Origin of the sequence: Streptomyces iconiensis, assembly GCF_028657195.3 — a bacterium.
Classification (GTDB): domain Bacteria; phylum Actinomycetota; class Actinomycetes; order Streptomycetales; family Streptomycetaceae; genus Streptomyces; species Streptomyces iconiensis.
Genome location: NZ_JANCPR020000009.1, coordinates 187,558 through 205,601, shown reverse-complemented (window position 1 = coordinate 205,601; position 18,044 = coordinate 187,558). Strand labels below are relative to the sequence as shown.

At 70.9% G+C, this 18,044-nt stretch carries 14 protein-coding genes; 2 read left to right on the top strand and 12 right to left on the bottom strand.

Annotated elements, in window-relative coordinates; translation table 11 throughout:
• Positions 1 to 82: 82 nt before the first annotated feature.
• The 6 genes from NMN56_RS11790 to dxr form a co-directional block, all read right to left on the bottom strand.
• Positions 83 to 1,813, bottom strand: a complete 1,731-nt coding sequence (locus NMN56_RS11790; RefSeq protein ID WP_274044038.1) for a proline--tRNA ligase — start codon at positions 1,811 to 1,813, stop codon at positions 83 to 85.
• Between the two features lie 190 nt (positions 1,814 to 2,003).
• Positions 2,004 to 2,570, bottom strand: coding sequence for a GNAT family N-acetyltransferase (locus NMN56_RS11785; protein ID WP_274044039.1), 567 nt, complete (start codon positions 2,568 to 2,570; stop codon positions 2,004 to 2,006).
• Positions 2,571 to 2,681: 111 nt separating this feature from the next.
• Positions 2,682 to 3,527 carry a GNAT family N-acetyltransferase gene (locus NMN56_RS11780; protein ID WP_274044040.1) on the bottom strand — a complete coding sequence of 282 codons (846 nt, stop codon included), beginning with the start codon at positions 3,525 to 3,527 and terminating at the stop codon, positions 2,682 to 2,684.
• A gap of 102 nt (positions 3,528 to 3,629) precedes the next feature.
• Positions 3,630 to 4,787: a flavodoxin-dependent (E)-4-hydroxy-3-methylbut-2-enyl-diphosphate synthase gene (ispG, locus tag NMN56_RS11775; RefSeq protein ID WP_274044041.1), complete on the bottom strand. Its 1,158-nt coding sequence runs from the start codon at positions 4,785 to 4,787 to the stop codon at positions 3,630 to 3,632.
• A 209-nt stretch (positions 4,788 to 4,996) separates the two neighbouring features.
• A complete protein-coding gene (locus tag NMN56_RS11770; RefSeq protein ID WP_274044042.1) occupies positions 4,997 to 6,301 on the bottom strand; it encodes a M50 family metallopeptidase in 1,305 nt (434 codons plus the stop codon).
• Positions 6,298 to 7,563: a 1-deoxy-D-xylulose-5-phosphate reductoisomerase gene (gene dxr / locus NMN56_RS11765; RefSeq protein ID WP_274044043.1), complete on the bottom strand. Its 1,266-nt coding sequence runs from the start codon at positions 7,561 to 7,563 to the stop codon at positions 6,298 to 6,300. Before dxr ends, NMN56_RS11770 begins: the two co-directional genes overlap by 4 nt.
• Before the next feature lie 351 nt (positions 7,564 to 7,914).
• On the opposite strand from dxr, the gene NMN56_RS11760 reads away from it, so the two are divergent.
• A complete protein-coding gene (locus NMN56_RS11760; RefSeq protein ID WP_274044044.1) occupies positions 7,915 to 9,549 on the top strand; it encodes a translation initiation factor 2 in 1,635 nt (544 codons plus the stop codon).
• A gap of 84 nt (positions 9,550 to 9,633) precedes the next feature.
• On the opposite strand, the gene NMN56_RS11755 is transcribed toward NMN56_RS11760, so the two are convergent.
• The 5 genes from NMN56_RS11755 to NMN56_RS11735 all read right to left on the bottom strand — a co-directional run bounded on the left by NMN56_RS11755 (position 9,634) and on the right by NMN56_RS11735 (position 16,492).
• Positions 9,634 to 11,889 (bottom strand): ATP-binding protein, encoded by a 2,256-nt coding sequence (locus tag NMN56_RS11755; RefSeq protein ID WP_274044046.1) that lies wholly within the window; start codon positions 11,887 to 11,889, stop codon positions 9,634 to 9,636.
• A gap of 44 nt (positions 11,890 to 11,933) precedes the next feature.
• Positions 11,934 to 13,850: an acyl-CoA dehydrogenase family protein gene (locus NMN56_RS11750; RefSeq protein WP_274044247.1), complete on the bottom strand. Its 1,917-nt coding sequence runs from the start codon at positions 13,848 to 13,850 to the stop codon at positions 11,934 to 11,936.
• Positions 13,851 to 14,153: 303 nt separating this feature from the next.
• Positions 14,154 to 14,834 carry a response regulator gene (locus tag NMN56_RS11745; RefSeq protein ID WP_274044047.1) on the bottom strand — a complete coding sequence of 227 codons (681 nt, stop codon included), beginning with the start codon at positions 14,832 to 14,834 and terminating at the stop codon, positions 14,154 to 14,156.
• A 21-nt stretch (positions 14,835 to 14,855) separates the two neighbouring features.
• Positions 14,856 to 16,070, bottom strand: coding sequence for a sensor histidine kinase (locus NMN56_RS11740; protein ID WP_274044048.1), 1,215 nt, complete (start codon positions 16,068 to 16,070; stop codon positions 14,856 to 14,858).
• A 245-nt stretch (positions 16,071 to 16,315) separates the two neighbouring features.
• Complete coding sequence (locus NMN56_RS11735) at positions 16,316 to 16,492, bottom strand: hypothetical protein (protein WP_274044049.1); 177 nt, start codon at positions 16,490 to 16,492, stop codon at positions 16,316 to 16,318.
• Between the two features lie 93 nt (positions 16,493 to 16,585).
• Here NMN56_RS11735 and NMN56_RS11730 point away from each other — a divergent pair, with 93 nt between their 5' ends.
• Positions 16,586 to 16,948 (top strand): ArsR/SmtB family transcription factor, encoded by a 363-nt coding sequence (locus NMN56_RS11730; RefSeq protein ID WP_274044050.1) that lies wholly within the window; start codon positions 16,586 to 16,588, stop codon positions 16,946 to 16,948.
• Positions 16,949 to 16,977: 29 nt separating this feature from the next.
• Here the strand turns inward: NMN56_RS11730 and NMN56_RS11725 are convergent, their stop codons facing one another.
• On the bottom strand, positions 16,978 to 17,745 hold the full coding sequence (locus tag NMN56_RS11725; RefSeq protein ID WP_274044051.1) for a phosphodiesterase: 768 nt from the start codon (positions 17,743 to 17,745) through the stop codon (positions 16,978 to 16,980).
• Between the last annotated feature and the right edge of the window lie 299 nt (positions 17,746 to 18,044).

Sequence of the window (18,044 nt, the reverse complement as noted above, 5' to 3'; positions counted from 1 at the left end):
CCCGCTGCGCGCCCACGCGTCGCACCAGGCAGCGCGCGAAGGCGCCGCCCGGTGCGGTCGGTCAGGGCCAGGGGGCAGGGTCTCAGCCGGCGGAGGGCGCGGAAGCCCGCTCCGCCAGGTGCGCGAGGGCGGCGTCGATGGCCATCTCCTGGCGCTCACCGCTGCGGCGGTCCTTGATCTCCACGACGCCGTCCTTGATGCCGCGCCCGGCGACGAGGATCGTCGGCACGCCCAGCAGCTCGGCGTCGGTGAACTTCACGCCGGGCGAGACACCGGGCCGGTCGTCGACGATGACGCGGACGCCCGCAGCGCCGAGCCGTTCGGCGATGTCGAGTGCGGCCTCGGTCTGCTGGGCCTTGCCTGCCGCGACGACGTGCACCTCGGCGGGCGCGATCTCACGGGGCCAGCACAGGCCCTGGTCGTCTGCCGTCTGCTCGGCGAGCGCGGCGACGGCGCGGGAGACGCCGATGCCGTAGGAACCCATGGTGAGGCGTGCGGGCTTGCCGTCCTGTCCGAGTACGTCCAGCTCGAAGGCGTCGGCGTACTTGCGGCCGAGCTGGAAGATGTGGCCGATCTCGATGGCGCGGTCCAGCTCGATGCCCTCGCCGCAGACGGGGCAGGGGTCGCCGGGCTCGACCACGACGACGTCGAGGTACTGGTCGACGTCGAAGTCACGCCCGCAGACCACGTTCCGCGCGTGCTTGCCGTCCTCGTTCGCACCGGTGACCCAGGTGGTGCCGGGTGCGACACGGGGGTCGGCGAGGTAGCGGAACGCCTTGCCCGCCATGCCGCCCTGGGGGCCGACGTAGCCGCGCACGAGGTCGTCGCGGCCCTCGAAGTCCTCCGCCGTGACCAGCTCGACAACGGCAGGCGCGAGCTGCTCGCCGAGCTTGCCCAGGTCCACCTCGCGGTCCCCGGGGACGCCGACGGCGGTGATCTCGCCGTCGATCTTCACCAGGAGGTTCTTCAGGGTGGCGGAGGCCGGCACGCCCAGGTGTGCGGCGAGGGTCTCGATGGTGGGGGTGTCAGGGGTGTCGAGCTTCTCGACGGCGGGGTGGCCCTCGGTCGGGGAGGGCGGCACGGTCACGCTGACCGCCTCGGTGTTGGCCGCGTACCCGCAGGAAGGACACTGCGCGTAGGTGTCCTCGCCCGCCACAGCCGGTGCGAGGAACTCCTCGGAGGCCGAGCCGCCCATGGCGCCGGAGACCGCGGAGACGATGCGGTAGTCCAGGCCGAGGCGTTCGAAGATGCGCTGGTACGCCTTGCGGTGCAGCGCGTACGACGCGGCGAGGCCCTCGTCGGTGACGTCGAAGCTGTACGAGTCCTTCATGGTGAACTCACGGCCTCGCAGGATGCCGGAGCGGGGGCGGGCCTCGTCGCGGTACTTGGTCTGGATCTGGTAGATCATGACCGGCATGTCCTTGTAGGACGTGCACTGGTCCTTGACGACCTGGGCGAAGATCTCCTCGTGCGTGGGACCGAGCAGGTACTCGCCGCCCTTGCGGTCCTTGAGGCGGAAGAGCAGGTCGCCGTACTCCTCGTACCGCCCCGAGACCTCGTAGGGCTCCTTGGGGAGGAGCGCGGGGAGGAGGACCTCTTGGCCGCCGATGGCGTCCATCTCCTCGCGCACGACGCGCGTGACGTTCTCCAGCACCTGCTTGCCGAGCGGGAGCCAGGTCCAGATTCCGGCGGCTGTGCGACGTACGTAACCGGCGCGGACCAGCAGCTTGTGGCTGAGCGTCTCGGCGTCGGCCGGGTCGTCACGCAGCGTCTTCAGCATCGACCGGGACAAACGCTGGACACGGGCTGCCATGGGGTACTCCTGCTCGGGCTGGACAAGCGATTCGCGCGAGGCGACTGGGGCGGAGCCTATCCGGCCCGACCGACAGCACGGAAACGAGATGTCCCCGCTCAGCCGGTCATGAGCCCGTCACAGGCCCCCACCTGCCCGGCACCGCTCCACCGCCCGGTGCCGGCCCGCCCGTCCCGGCGTCCGCTCCCCCTCACCGCAGCAGCGGCAGCGGGGCTCCCATGACGGCGTACGGGTGGGAGGCGCTGGGGAACTGGACGCGGCGCGCGAGGTCGCGGTAGCCGAGGCTGCGGTAGAGGGCGCGCGCAGGACTGTCGGTGTCGAGCGCGGACAGCAGCGAGCGGGGCTCGTCGGCGCTGTCGGTCAGGGTCGTGATCAGGGCGCGGCCGACGCGCCGGTTCTGGAAGGCCGGGTGTACGTGCAGTTCGGTGATGACGAACGAGTCGCTCAGCCAGTTGTCGAGGCCCTCCTGGCGCAGATACGGGTGCACGACGGTCGACCACCACTGGGTGCGGTCGTTGGGCATCCCGTAGACGAAGCCGACGAGCCGGTCTTCTTCGGTCGTGGCACCCAGCGACCTGGCACCCGGGGTGGCCATGTGGCGCAGCACGATGTGCCTTCGTACCCCGATCTCGTCGTCGGTGAGGCCGAACGCCAACGCCTGGACGGCGAGCGCTTCGTCGACGCGGGCGGCGAGGTCAAGGGGGCCGACGACCACTCTCCGGGGGTCCGGGGGCGGCCCCCCGGATGTATGCAGCATGGCGGGGAGGCTACTTCCTCGGCCATGTCCTGGCGAAGGGGCGGCGTGGCGGCGCCTGGGCACACGTCCGGAGTCGTGCGGCCGGGCGCGCGAAGGGCCTGCGCCGAGGGGTCAGAACAGGACACTCATGAAAGCGCCCACCTCGCGGAAGCCGACGCGGCGGTAGGCGGAGCGCGCGGGGGTGTTGTAGTCGTTCACGTAGAGGCTCACCAGGGGTGCGACGTCCCGGAGCGCGTAGCCGATGACGGCGGCCATACCGGTCTCCGAGAGCCCTTCACCGCGGCGTTCAGGGGCGACCCAGACCCCCTGGATCTGGCAGGCGTACGGGGTTGCTGCGCCGATCTCGGCCTTGAAGACGACCCGGCCGTCCTCGACGCGTGCGAACGAGCGCCCCGCGCCGACGAGTTCGGCCACGCGGGCCTGGTAGACGAGCCCGCCGTCGCCCGCGAGCGGCGAGATGCCGACCTCTTCGGTGAACATCGCGACGCAGGCGGGCAGCACGACGTCCATCTCGTGCTTGCCGATACGGCGCACGAGGGGGTCGGGCTCGATGTCCTCAGGCAGGGAGCCCGTGATCATGAGGGGCTGGTTGCGGCGGACCTCGCGCGCCGGGCCCCAGTGCGGTTCGAGGTGGGACCACAGGGCCGCTGTCGGCCCTGCGGGCCCGACGACGGAGGAGCAGCGCCTGCCCTGGCGGCGGGCCCGCTCCGCGAACGCGCGTACGGCCTCGGGGCCCGCGCACAGGGGGACGAGGTTGGCACCGGCGTAACAGAGCGCTTCGAGACGGCCTTCGGGGTACCAGCCCCACATCTCGCCGCCGAGGCGCCAGGGGTCGAGTCCCGCGGCCTGGACACGGGCCGTGACGAAGGCGTTGTTGACCGGTTCTCTGCGCAGAACGGCGAGCACGTCATCGAGTTCCGCCGGTGCGACGACTCGGGTGGAAGTGGTGGTCAACAACGTCTCGGTGCCTCACCGTGCGGCCCGTGGGCGAGAGGGAACGATCTCTCGCACTGTACCTCTGCCCATGGCCTCGCGCGCCCGGGTGAGCGCGCCGTACGGTCAGCCCCCCGCGGTGACCACAGGTTCGCCTGAGGTGACGCCGTCCTTCTCCATCTGCTCGGCGATCTTCATGGCCTCGTCGATGAGCGTCTCCACGATCTTGGACTCCGGGACGGTCTTGATGACCTCGCCCTTTACGAAGATCTGGCCCTTGCCGTTGCCCGAGGCGACACCGAGGTCGGCCTCGCGGGCCTCGCCGGGGCCGTTGACGACGCAGCCCATGACGGCGACGCGCAGCGGGACGTCCATGCCCTCAAGTCCGGCTGTGACCTCGTCGGCCAGCTTGTAGACGTCGACCTGGGCACGGCCGCAGGAGGGGCAGGAGACGATCTCCAGGCCGCGCTGGCGCAGCCCGAGCGACTCCAGGATCTGGGTGCCGACCTTGACCTCTTCGACGGGCGGCGCGGAGAGGGAGACGCGGATGGTGTCGCCGATGCCCTCGCTGAGCAGGGCGCCGAAGGCGACGGCTGACTTGATGGTGCCCTGGAAGGCGGGGCCTGCCTCGGTGACGCCGAGGTGCAGGGGGTAGTCGCACTGGGCAGCGAGCAGGCGGTAGGCGTTGACCATCACGACGGGGTCGTTGTGCTTGACCGAGATCTTGATGTCACGGAAGCCGTGCTCCTCGAAGAGCGAGCACTCCCACAGCGCGGACTCGGCGAGCGCCTCGGGCGTGGCCTTGCCGTACTTCTGGAGCAGGCGCTTGTCGAGGGAGCCGGCGTTGACACCGATGCGGATCGGGGTCCCGGACGCCGAGGCGGCCTTGGCGATCTCCTTGACCTTGTCGTCGAACTGCTTGATGTTGCCCGGGTTCACACGCACGGCGGCGCAGCCGGCGTCGATCGCGGCGAAGACGTACTTCGGCTGGAAGTGAATGTCCGCGATGACCGGGATCTGGGACTTCCTGGCAATCGTCGGCAGCGCGTCGGCGTCGTCCTGTGTGGGGCACGCCACACGCACGATCTGACAGCCGGAGGCGGTCAGTTCGGCGATCTGCTGCAGCGTCGGGCCGATGTCCGACGTGCGCGTCGTGGTCATGGACTGCACGGAGACGGGCGCGTCTCCGCCCACCGCCACCGGTCCGACCTGGATCTTCCGGCTGACCCGGCGGTCGGCTAGCTTCACCGGTACGTCCGGCATTCCGAGCGAAATCGCTGTCATCAGCGTGCAACCCCAACGGTGTCGTTCAAGTCCCGAGCTTCGACGGGCTCCAAGAACCCGAGATTACGGCACCGACCTTGCACGCGGCACATCGCTCCCTGGGAATCAGCGCAAAGTATGACGCCCGCACATGAAACGTACGGGCGTCATTTTCTTGAGCTTCTTTACGCTTATCCGGGTGAGCAGCGGCTTATCCGGACGAGCGGGGCTTATCCCGCAAGTCTCACGGGGTTCACCACGTCGGCGACGAGCACGAGCAGGGTGAAGCAGAGGAAGACCCCCGCGACGACGTACGCGATGGGCATCAGCTTGGCGACGTCGAAGGGGCCGGGGTCGGGCCGCCGGAAGACCTTCGCGAACATCCTGCGTACGGACTCCCACAGCGCCCCGGCGATGTGCCCGCCGTCCAGCGGGAGCAGGGGCAGCATGTTGAACAGGAAGAGGCTGAGGTTGAAGCCCGCGACCAGGAAGAGCATGGTCGCCACGCGCTGAGTGGGCGGGATGTCGAGCGAGAAGACCTCACCGCCGACCCTGGCGGCGCCCACGACGCCCATCGGGGAGTCCTGCTTGCGCTCCCCTCCGTCGAACGCCGCGTTCCAGAGGTCGGGGACCTTGCCAGGCAGCGCGACCAGCGCCTCGACGCCGTGCACCATCATGCCGCCCATCCGGTCGACGGCCTGCGGGAAGGACTGCTGGACGATGCCGCTGGCCGGGGTGAAGCCCAGGAAGCCGGCGGAGACGTACTCGTCGGGGACGTAGCTGCCGTCGCCGTCGGACTTGGCGACCTTGTTCTCGATGAGGTCGGCGTGCAGCGTGCGCCGGGCGCCGTCCCTGTCGATGGTGATGGTGGCGGGACCCGTGGTGTCGCGGATGTGCTGCTGCAGGGCGCCCCAGTCCTCGACCTTGCGGCCGTCGAAGGCGACGATCTTGTCGCCGGGCTTGAGTCCCGCTGCCTTGGCGGGCGAGTCCTTGGCGCCCGAAGGGCACTTGTCGCTCTGGGCCGAGGCGGGGATCACACACTTGGAGACCGAGGAGACCGTGGTCGTCTGAGTGTTGATGCCGAAGGTCATCAGCACCGTCAGGAAGATCGCCACGGCCAGGATCAGGTTCATGCAGGGGCCGGCGAACATCACGATGACGCGCTTCCACGGCTTGCGCGTGTAGAGCATCCGGTGTTCGTCGCCCGGCTTCAGTTCCTCGTACGCCGCGGCCCGCGCGTCCTCGATCATGCCGCGGAACGGCGAGGTGGAGCGCTGCCTGACCGCGCCGTCGTCGCCGGGCGGGAACATCCCGATCATGCGGATGTACCCGCCGAGCGGCACGGCCTTGATGCCGTACTCGGTCTCGCCCTTGCGCTTGGACCAGATGGTGGGGCCGAAGCCGACCATGAACTGGGGAACGCGGACGCCGAACATCTTGGCGGTGGAGAAGTGCCCCAGCTCGTGCCAGGCGATCGAGAACAGCAGGCCGACGACGAAGACGACTATGCCGAGGATGGTCATGAACGTCGTCATGCGCGGGCCTCCGCTGCTGCTTCGGTCGACAGTGCCGCGAGCTCACGGGCGCGTTCGCGCGCCCACGTCTCGGCATCGAGGACATCGGACAGGGTCAGACCGGTTCCTTCCGGTGTGCCGTGCTCCCCGACCACAGCCGCAACCGTATCCACGATGCCTGTGAACGGCAGCCTTCCGGCCATGAACGCCTCGACACACTCCTCGTTCGCGGCGTTGAAGACGGCGGGCGCCGTTCCGCCCAGGGCTCCGACGTGGCAGGCCAGCGGCACCGAGGGGAACGCCTCTTCGTCCAGCGGGTAGAAGTCCCAGGACATCGCCTGCTGCGTCCAGGAGAAGACGGGACCCGCGTCAGGAACCCGCTCGGGCCAGCCGATGCCGAGCGCGATCGGCAGCCGCATGTCGGGCGGTCCGCACTGGGCGAGGGTGGAGCCGTCGGTGAACTCCACCATGGAGTGCACGGCCGACTGCGGATGGACCACGACCTCGATGCGGTCGAACGGGATGTCGTAGAGCAGGTGGGCCTCGATGACCTCCAGGCCCTTGTTGACGAGCGTGGCCGAGTTGATGGTGATGACCGGGCCCATCTCCCAGGTGGGGTGGGCCAGCGCCTCCTTCGGGGTGACTCCCGCCAGCTCGGCCCGCGTACGGCCGCGGAAGGGGCCGCCTGAGGCGGTGACGAGGAGCTTGCGCACCTCGGCGCGGGTACCGCCCATGAGCGCCTGGAAGAGCGCGGAGTGCTCCGAGTCGACGGGGACGATCTGGCCGGGCGCCGCCAGCTCTCTGACCAGCGGGCCGCCGACGATCAGCGACTCCTTGTTGGCGAGTGCCAGCACATGGCCTGCCTGGAGCGCGGCGAGCGTGGGGGCGAGGCCGATGGAGCCCGTGATGCCGTTGAGCACGGTGTGGCAGGGAGACGCCGCCAGTTCGGTGGCGGCCTCGGAACCCGCCAGCACCTCGGGCGGCCTCTCCCCCGGGCCGTACGCCGTCCTCAGTGCCTCCTTCAGTTCCCGTGCCTTGTCCTCACGGGCCACCGCGACGGTGCGCACGCCGAGTTGGTGCGCCTGCTCCGCCAGCAGCTCCACGCGGCCACCCGCGGCGGACAGCGCGGTGACACGGAATCGGTCCGGGTTCTTCAGCACGACATCAACGGCCTGGGTACCGATCGAGCCGGTGGAGCCGAGGATCACGATGTCGCGCGGCGCTCCCGCTTCCGGTGCCGTGCCGGAGTAGCGCAGGTGCGGGTCAGCGAGGGAGTCGGTCATCCCCCCATTGTGGCCGCTTCCCTCTCGGGCCCGGACAGCGCACCGACCGCGCACGGACGTGGCCGGTCGTACGGCACGTGCCACGTGCCGTCGCCCGGCGTATCCCAGGCCACCGGGACCACCGCCGCACCGGGGTACGCACGGGCTCCGGCGAGTACGATCGCCGCCATGCCGCCGAGCGATCAGAACAGCCCTTCGCCCCTTGGCGAGAACGGCATATCCCCTCGCCCCGCGCGTACTAGGCTGGACAGTTGCCGGAAGCCCGGAAGCCCGGAAGCCCGGAAGCCCGGAAGCCCGGAAGCCCGGAAGCCCGGAAGCCCGGAAGCCCGGAAGCCCGGAAGCCCGGAAGCCGTGAACGTGGAGGCCGGGAGTGTGCTGTTCGTGGTGCGGACCGCCACCACGTTGCACAGGCTGCTCGACATCGGGCCCGCGCTCGCGGGTGACCGGCGCATACGTCCCTACTTCACGCTCGTGCCCGGCTCGGACTTCAGCGCCGACGCTTTCGCGGCGCTCGACGGGCTGGGAGCCGTCCAGGTGCCCTGGGAAGAGGCGAAGGCCCGCTCGTTCGGGCTCGTACTGGCGGCCTCGGCCAAGGGCGAACTGCATCAGCTCTCAGGACCGTTGGCGCTGCTGCCGCACGGCGCCGGCTTCAGCAAGCGCAGCTCCCAGGGGCCGGCGAACGGCGCTGCGAACGGACTGCATCCCGAACAGCTGCTGCGCCCCGACGGCACCCCGCTCGCGAGCGTTCACGCGCTCGCCCACCCCAGTCAGCTCGGCCGGCTGACGGTGGCCTCCCCCCTGGCCGCTTCCCGCGCGGCCGTCGTCGGCGATCCCACGCTCGACCGGCTGCTGGAGTCGGTGCCGCGCAGGGACCGCTACCGCCGCGCGCTGGGTACCGGCCGAAGACGGCTTGTCGTGGCGGTCTCTACCTGGGGCGGGGAATCGCTGCTGGAACGGCGTCCCGGGCTGCCGCTGCGGCTGGCGACGGAACTGCCGTACGACACGTACCAAACGGCACTGGTGGTGCATCCGAACGAACACGCGAGCAAGCGGGGGTTCGGGCTGGCCCAGGACCTGACGCCCGAGCGGAGAGCGGGCATGCTGCTGCCCCGCCCCTACGAGGAGTGGGCCGCGCTCCTGGTCGCCGCCGACTGCGTCGTCTCCGACCACGGCTCGACGGCCCTGTACGCCGCCGCACTCGGCCGGCCCGTGCTCAGCGCCTACGACGGCGGCACCGAACTCCTCCCCGGCACGCCCATGGCGCGGCTGCTCGGCGCCGCACCACGCCTGGACGACCGGCTGCCCTACGAACCCCAGCTCGCGCGGGCGCTGACCGCGCACAGGGCCGAGACCTCGCGTGCGCTCACCGAGGACGTCTTCGCACGGCGCGGCGACGCACTACAGGAACTGCGCCGGCATTTCTACGCACTACTGGGTCTCGCTCCTCCAGGAGTGCCCGCCGAACCCGAGCCCCTGCCGTCGCCCCGTGAGGTGGCGACGCGCTGCCCGGCGCCCGCTGCCTTCGCCGTGGACGCGGAGGTCGACGGGAACACCGTGCAGGTAGTACGTCGCCCCGCGTCCGACCGTTTTGGTCAGTACTTGGCGGCCGAAGAGGACTGGGCCGGTATGCGGCACGTACAGAGCGCGGGCCTGCTGTACCGGCACGCCGACGGGTCCGAGCCCTTGCGGGTCGCCGACTGGAGCGCGGGCGTCCTCGCCGCGTATCCGGCCTGCCGCACGGTCGCCGCCGTACTGGACGCTGATCTGTGCGTCCTACGAGTACGCGGCGGCGAACCGCTGACTCTCCGGATCGAGCCACCCGGTACGGGCCTCGATCCGGTGGCCGTGCTGTGCGGGGTGCACGCCTGGCTCGTGAAGTCCGGCGGGGCGGGGAACGGATCGCGGACACGGGTGCGCTGCCGGGTGGGCGGGCAGTCGGTGACGGCGGTCCTCACACCGGGGACGGACGCCTCAGCGCGCGGGTGAGGCCGGACGAGACGAGCCGGTACCAGTGCCGGTGTCGGTGCCGGTACCGGTGTGGGCTCAGGGCCGGGTGAGCGCGCGCGGGAATCAACCGCGTGGTTCAGGACCACCGAGTGAGCCCGCGCGGGACTCGATCGCGTGGGCACGGGCGCGGTGTGCCCCCGCGGCCGTCGGGTCACCTGTCTCGTCGGCCAGGTCAGCCAGCGCGCGCAGCGTCGTCGCCTCCTCCCGGTCGGCGCCCCGTGCCCGTGCGGCGGCCAGCGCGAGGTCGTACAGCGCCGCGAGCCGAGCGGGGTCACTGCGGCCGGAGACGCGTACCGCGCGGGCCAGTTCGCAGGCGGTACGCCCCGTCATGCGCCCGGGGCCGCGCGCCCCGCTCAGGCGGTCCCGCTCGACGGCCATCCCGTGCGCGGAGGCGAGCAGTTCCGCCGCGCTTTCCGGCTCGCCCTGCTCGATGAGGGCCTTGCCGAGCAGGTAGCTCTGGAGGAGGACGCCGTAGGTGTTGCCGATCTCCTCATGGATGCGGCGCGAGGCGGCGAACTCCTCGGCTGCGCCCGCCCAGTCGCCCTCGGCCGAACGCAGAAGGCCCCGGAATTCCAGCGTGGAGGCACGCAGCTTGGGCTCGTTCTCCAGCGAGCGCGCCACGTGCACCGCGCGGTCCACCTGGGCCCTGGCCTCTTCGATGCGGCCCTGTTCCCACAGAGGCCGCGCGAGCTGGCAGCGCATCCGGGCCTGCGCGGGCAGGTGTTCGGTGCGCTGGGCCGCCGCCACTCCGGTCGCGAACGCGTCGAGCGCGTCCGCGTAGTGCCGGTGGTCCATGAAGTGCGTCCACAGTGGCTCGCACAGTCCCCACGCGTCGGCGTCGTCCTCGGGCCCGGCCGCCTCATGGGCGAGCCGTACGCACTCGTAGAGCGCTCCTCGTTCGGCGCTCATCCAGTAGGCGGCCTCTCCCCTGCTGCCGAAGGGGACATCGGGTGCGTACGGGAGTGCGGGCACGGGAGTGGCGAAGCGCATCCGGCTGCCCGCGATCGTCTCGTCCGCGCGTTCGGCCTGCCTGCGGTACCAGCGCACGACACGGCGACGGGCCTCGACCGCCTCTCCCGGCTCCCCCTCACGCCTGGCGCGGCGCTGCGCGTGGGCCCGCAACAGGTCGTGCATCCGAAGGCGTTCACCTGCGCCGTCCCCGTCGTCGGCCACCTGGGAGTCCGTTCCGCCGGAGCGGGTCACCTCGGGGTCCGTCCCGCCGGGGCCGGCCGCGCCGGAGCCGGTGTCCGCGGGGGCGGCTTCCGCGGTGTCCCGCTCCCATACCGCGACCAGGCGGGCGGCTTCCAGTTCGCCCAGTGCGTCGTAGGCGGTGTCCGGGTCCTCAGCGCCCAGCAGCGCCGCGGCCGAGGCCGGGGTGAAGGAGGGGCCCGGATGCACGGCGAGGAGCCGGTAGAGCCGCGCCGCGGGCGCACTCAGCTCGTCGTAGGCGGCGTTCCAGACCGCTTCGACCACCGGGACACCCTCCTCGTCGAGTTCGGTACGCAGCGCGGCGATGAGCCGCTCCGGTGGTCTGCGGCGGTGCTTGCGCAGGTACCTGCCCGCCACGTGCAGTGCCGCCGGCAGGCCCCCGCACAGCCGGGCGACCTCCGAGACGGTTCCGGGGCCGCCCGCCGGTCGTGCGCCCTCCAGTACCGCGTGCAGCAGCTCTTCCGCCGCCGCGCCCGGCAGGGGCCCGAGGGGTACTTCGAGTGCGCCCGGCAGGTCCTCCAGGCGTGCACGGCTGATGACGATCGCGACGCTGTCGGCCGAGACCGGCAGCAGCGGCTCGACCTCGCTGCCGTAGGCGACGTTGTCGAGCACGAGGACGAGTACGCGCTCCGCAGTACGCGCGGCGTACTGCCGTGCGCGGCCCACGAGATCGCTCTCCATCCAGGGCTCATGGACACCGAGGGCGCGCAGCAGCACCGCGAGGACATCGGCGGGCGAGACCGCGCCGTCCCGCCGCAGATCGTCCAGGTCGACGTACAGGGCGCCGCATCCGCGCTCCCTGTGCGCGTCGTGTGCGAGGCGCAGACCGAGGGCGCTCTTGCCGATGCCGCCCACCCCGCTGACCGCGACGACCAGGGGCCGCACCACGCCGGTCCGGCCCTCGCGCAGGCCGAGCGCACGCTCGACACGTGCGCGCTCCCTGTCGCGATCCTCGAAGTACGCGGCCTCGACGGGCAGTTGGAGCAGCGCGCCGGCGGGTGCGGCGGGCGCCGCATGGGTGTGGTGGTGCACGGCCCCGATGCTGCCCGCCTGGACGATCGCACCGGCCCCGACCTGTCCGTCCACGGTGTTCCGCGTGTTCTCGGTCACGGCCCAACTCTAGGGCGCGCGTGCCCGTATGGGCAGGGCCGACCTCAGCTGATACGGCGGTGCACGTTGTCCTTCTTCGAAGGGCCGGGGGCCGCGTCCGCGATCCAGGGCCCGTCGGTCGAGGGGTCGACGACGCCCGCCTCCAGCCACGTGTAGGAGCTGTCCAGTACCTCGCGTACGACCTTATGGTCGAGGTCGTCGGTGTTGCTCCACAGGCGCCCGAAGAGTTCCTCGACACGGATCCTGGACTGACGGCAGAAGGCGTCGGCGAGCTGGTGGGCCGCCTGACCGTCCGCTCCCTCGGCACGCAGCTTCTCGGCCCGTACGCAGGCGGCGCTCATGGCGAACAGTTCGGCGCCGATGTCCACGATCCGGCCGAGGAAGCCCTGCTTGGTCTCCATGCGGCCCTGCCAGCGCGACATGGCGTAGAAGGTGGAGCGCGCCAGCTTGCGTGCCGTGCGCTCGACGTAGCGCAGGTGGGGAGCCAGAGTGCCGAACTCGGCGAACGTACGCGGCAGCTGCCCAGGACCGGCGACCAATTTGGGCAGCCACTTGGCATAGAACGTGCCGGCGGCCACGGCGGCCCTGCGCTTGTCAGCGAGGGTCTTGTCCGGGTCGATGAGGTCCCCGGCGACGGACAGGTGCGCGTCCACGGCCTCGCGGGCGATCAGCAGATGCATGATCTCCGTCGAGCCCTCGAAGATGCGGTTGATGCGCAGATCCCGCAGCATCTGCTCGGCGGGGACGCCGCGCTCGCCGCGCGCGGCGAGGGACTCCGCGGTCTCGAAGCCGCGCCCGCCGCGGATCTGGACCAGTTCGTCCGCCATCTGCCAGGCCATCTCGCTGCCGTAGAGCTTCGCGAGAGCGGCCTCGATACGGATGTCGTTACGGTCCTCGTCGGCCATCTGCGAGGAGAGGTCGAGCACCGCTTCGAGTGCGAAGGTGGTCGCGGCGATGAAGGAGATCTTGCTGCCGACGGCCTCGTGCCTGGCCACCGGCCTGCCCCACTGGACGCGCTCCTGGGACCACTCGCGCGCGATCTTCAGGCACCACTTGCCGGCGCCGACGCAGGTGGCGGGCAAGGAGAGACGCCCTGTGTTGAGAGTGGTCAGGGCGATCTTGAGGCCGGCGCCCTCCGGGCCGATACGGTTCGCGGCGGGGACGCGCACCTGGTGGAAGCGGGTGACACCGTTCTCCAGGCCGCGCAGGCCCATGAAGGCGTTCCGGTTCTCCACGGTGATGCCCGGCGAGTCCCCCTCGACGACGAAGGCCGTGATGCCACCCCTGTGGCCTGCCGCCTTGCGCTCGTCGCTCTTGGGCACGCGGGCCATGACCACGAGGAGGTCGGCGACCACGCCATTGGTGGTCCACAGCTTCACACCGTCGAGCACGTAGTCGTCGCCCTCCGGTACGGCGGTGGTGGCGAGGCGCGCGGGGTCGGAGCCGACATCGGGTTCGGTGAGCAGAAAGGCGGAGATGGCGCTACGCGCGCAGCGCGGCAGGAAGGCGTCCTTCTGCTCCTGGCTGCCGAACATCTTCACGGGCTGCGGCACCCCGATGGACTGGTGCGCGGACAGGAGCGCGCCGACGGCGGGGCTGGCCGAACTGACCAGCGCGAGCGCCTTGTTGTAGTACACCTGCGTGAGACCCAGACCGCCGTATTCGGTACCGACCTTCATACCGAGCGCGCCGAGGTCCTTGAGCCCTCGGAGCACCTCGTCCGGGATGCGGGCCTCGCGCTCGATGAGCGCGCCGTCGATCTTCGTCTCGACGAACTCCCGCAGCGTGGCGAGGAACTCCTCACCGCGGGTCACATCGGCGGCTTCCGGTTCGGGATGCGGGTGGATGAGGTCGAGGCGGAAGCGGCCCAGGAAGAGTTCCTTGGCGAAGCTGGGCTTGCGCCAGTCCTGTTCTCGGGCTGCCTCGGCGACTGCTCGTGCTTCGCGCTCGGAGACGGTCATCTCGCTCACCTCGGGACGGTGTGGGAGGGACGTTCGCTTGCCTACCGACGAGTGCTACTCGATCGTATGTACCCGATTCATCCCGTGCGTACCAGACGCCGCGCACGAGAAAGGCGCGTTGCCTCCGCACGCGCGCCTGCCCTCACCGCTCGGCGCCTGCCCGGGAGCGGGCCGGTCAGCCAGGTCCCGGGCCGACCGCCTGCGCGCCCTCGGACGCGTGCCGTCACCCCCCGTACGGCACCGCGCGTACGGGCTTCGTACGTCCGGCCACGCGTACGGACGCCGTACGCCAGGCGCCGCGCTTCAGCTGCCCGGGGGCGGCTTGCCGGGGACCACCAGGCCGGATTCGTACGCGAGGACGACCGCCTGGGCGCGGCTGCCGAGGTCGAGCTTGGCCATGGTGCGGTTCAGATGGGTCTTGACGGTCGATTCGCTGATGACGAGCGCTTCGGCGATCTCCGGGTTGGACAGGCCGCCCGCGACCAGCCGCAGCACGTCCACCTCGCGGCTGGTGAGCACGTCGAGGGTCTCGGGAGGGCATGTCCCGGGGTCCGAGCGGGTCGCGTACGCCTCGATCAGGCGGCGGGTGACGCTCGGCGAGAAGAGCGTGTCGCCCTCGGCGACGGCGGCGATGGCGGCCAGCAGGCGCTGTGGCCCCGTGTCCTTGAGCAGGAAGCCGCAGGCACCGGCGCGCAGCGCCGCGTACACGTACTCGTCCAGGTCGAAGGTCGTGAGGACGAGGATGTGCGGACGGGGTTCGGTGACGGCTTCCAGGATGCGCTCGGTGGCGACGATGCCGCTGGTACCCGGCATCCGGATGTCCATGAGGATGACGTCGGGCCTGTGCAGCGCGGCCAGCCGCACCGCCTCGTCCCCGTCGGACGCCTCGCCGACGACCTCCATACCGGGTGCGGCGCGGAGCAGCGCTGCGACTCCTGCCCGGATGAGTACCTGGTCGTCCACGACAAGCACTCTGGTCGTCACCGTGTGATCTCCCCTGCACTGTCAGGCCGGGAGGATCAGTCGTACCTCGAATCCACCGCTGGCCCGTGGACCGGCGTGCAGCCGGCCCCCGTAGATCCTTGCGCGCTCGCGCATCCCAATCAACCCGTGCCCGACCGGTGGTACGGGTTGCTCCGTGCCCCGCCCGTCGTCGGTGACCGTGACGGTGAGGCGCTGCGGCTCGTAGCCGACGGTGACCTGCGCCTCGGCGGTGTGTGCGTGCTTGAGGACGTTGGTGAGGGCCTCCTGGACGACTCTGTAGGCGCACTGTTCGGCGCCCGGCTGGAGCGTGCGGTGTTCGCCGGTGACCGCGAACCGCACGGGGACGCCCGCGGCGCGCACCCGCTCGACCAGTCCGGGGAGCTGGTCGAGACCGGGAGCGGGGCCGAAGTCGTCCTCGCCGCCCGGCCCTTCGGCCAGCTGGTTGCCCCCTTCGAGCCGGTCGCCGTCCTCGACGCGCAGCACGGCGAGGAGCCTGCGGAGTTCGGTCAGCGCCTCGCCCGAGGTGTCGGAGATGGTGCCGAGCGCGGCGCGCGCCGTCGCGGGGTCGGACTCGAAGACGTATCCCGCGAGCCCTACTTGCACGGAGATCACCGACATGTGGTGCGCCACCACGTCGTGCAGCTCACGCGCGATACGGACACGCTCCTCGGCCACCGCGCGGCGCTCGGCTCCCGCCCTCTCGCGGCGCAGCTGTTCGGCCAGGTCGGCGAGTTCGACGTTACGGTGTGCCGCCTTGCGTGCCAGGTGGCCGAAGCCGCAGATGACGCTCGCGTAGACGAGGCTCTGGCCGAGCACCGTGGCCCAGGAGCTCTCGTGGCCCGTCGTTCCCGCGTAGTTCCACAGGGCGGCCAGCAGCAGCCCACAGCCGGAGGCCACGCGCAGGGAGCGCAGGGAGGCGACGGTGTACAGCGCGAGCAGAGGCCCGAGCGTGTTGACGACGGGCCAGTAGTCGAGCGTGATGTAGACCGCCCATGTGCCCAGCGCGATCAGACAGAGGACGACGGGCGCACGGCGGCGCGCGGCCAGGGGCAGGTTGACGGCGCAGGTCAGCAGCACGCCCCAGGTGTCGAGGCCCTGCCAGCCCTGTGGGGCACGGTCGTTGCCCAGTAGCAGGCTGACAACGGTGATGGCGAGCGCGATGGCGGTGTCGTACGCCCAGCTGGGCACCTGCTCAGCGCCCCGGCGCAGCTCGCTCCACACCTGTGCGCTCCCCATCGTCGCAGCGTAGCGAGCAGACCTGGCCGCCAACATCCACCGCACGCGCCGTCCGTGGCCGCTGCCGGCTACCGCGTGGGTATGACGCGTGGTCTCTTGTACCGCAGAAGGACAGCTTCCACTTCAACCCGTGTGCTGACGACCCCGCTGAGCCGTCCGCGTAACTTCGGAGGCCGGAAGAGCGCCACGTCCGGGGCACGGGGGAAAGGCCCGGTTCGGGGGAGACGGGTTCTGGGGAAACAGCCTCAGGACGTGGCGCTGTTCGCCACGGGGGACAGGCCGGAACGGGGGCCGGTCGGGGTGGTCTGTCCGCGCAGCACCAGAACGAGGAAGAGGATCAGGAGCAGCAGCGCAAGGGCCGCCGTCACCACGGTGAGCGCTCTTCCCAGACGGTATCGCCGCCATTGCTCGCGTATTCGCATACGTCTCCTTCCTGCTCGCCGGGCCCGTTGCCAGGAGGACGGTGCCGTAAGGGTTGACGCGCACAACGGGGCGTAAGGATGCTGCCACTTGTGGTGAACGAGAACGAGAGACGGCCGCTCGATCTCATCTTCGAGGCGCTCGCGCACCCCGTCCGCCGGAAGATGGTGGAGCGGCTCAGCCGGGGCTCCGCCACCCTCGGCGAGCTGGCGGGCCCGCTCGCGCTGCCTCCGCAGATCGTGGCCGAGCAGCTGCATGTGCTCGTCGTCAGTGGACTGGTGCGCTGGGAGCGGAGCGGCACGGAGTGCTCCTGCCGGCTGGTGCCCAGCGTGCTCGCCCAGGCCGAACGCTGGCTCGGTGACCGGGAGTCGTCCTGGGAGAGCCGCCGCCTGGACCGGCTGCAGGACTATCTCGCCGAGGGCCAGGAACGGGCCAGCCGCCGTACCGCACCGCCGTAAGGCGTGAACGGGCGGGCGGGAGCCGGGCGTTACGGCACCGCGCGGAAGTGCGTGGTCAGCCGTCCCTCGTCGTCGTGGACATGGAAGGCGAGCATCGGCGGCAGCCCGTAGTCGAGCGGTCCGTCGGCCTCGCCCTCCCACGGCATCCGCAGGGTGGAGACGACGCCGGGCGCCGCGATGAGCGGCCGTCCGGCGAAGCTGGTGACGGCGGGGGTGTGCGAGTGCCCGCACAGCAGCGCCGCCACGTGCGGGTGCCGCTCGACGACCTGCGCGAGCCGCTCCTCGCCGAACTGCCGGATGGGGTCCACGTACTGGCCGTGCAGCGGCACGGGAGGGTGGTGGAAGCAGACGAAGGCGGGGCTGTTGCGCGGGGCGCCGGCCAGTGCCTGATCGAGCCAGGAGAGCGTGGCGTCGTCCAGGTACCCGTGCCCTTCACCGGGGACGCTGGAGTCGCACATGAGGAACGTCGCGCCCAGGAGCTTGTGCGTCTGGTTGACCGGCGAGGTGTCGCGCGCGTCGCCGCCGAGGAGTCCCGCGCGGTAGCGACCGCGCGCGTCGTGGTTGCCCGGGCAGATCAACGGCAGTACACCGTGGTCGGCGAAGAGCTTCGCGGCGAGCGCGTATTCGGCCTCGTCGCCGTGGTCGGCGATGTCACCGGTCAGCACCACCGCGTCCAGCTCGCCCGGTAGCCCGGCGAGATGGGCGAGCACGCGCTCGGCGCGCTCACGGGCGCGGGCACCGCCGTCTCCCCGGTCCTGACCGAGATGTATGTCGCTGAGGTGCGCGAAGGCGAACATTCGTGGTCCTCGCTTGTCGTAGCTTGACATTGCTTGTCGTTGGCTGTCGGTGGCTGTCGGTGAGCCGCTTCTTGTGCTGCGTGTGCGTCTGTTGATGACGCGTACTTCTGGGGTTGTGCCTCAGGTGCGTACTTCTGGGGCGTGCTTCACGGGTGTCTTCATGGGTGCGCTTCCGGCGCGTACTTCCGGGTGTGCGCGCCTGTGCGCACGTGGTGTGTGGACCATGGCGCCTCGCGCGCGTTGTGCGGGCGACTACTGGTGCGTCGTCTCCGTACGTGTCGAGCGCGCGGCTACTGGTG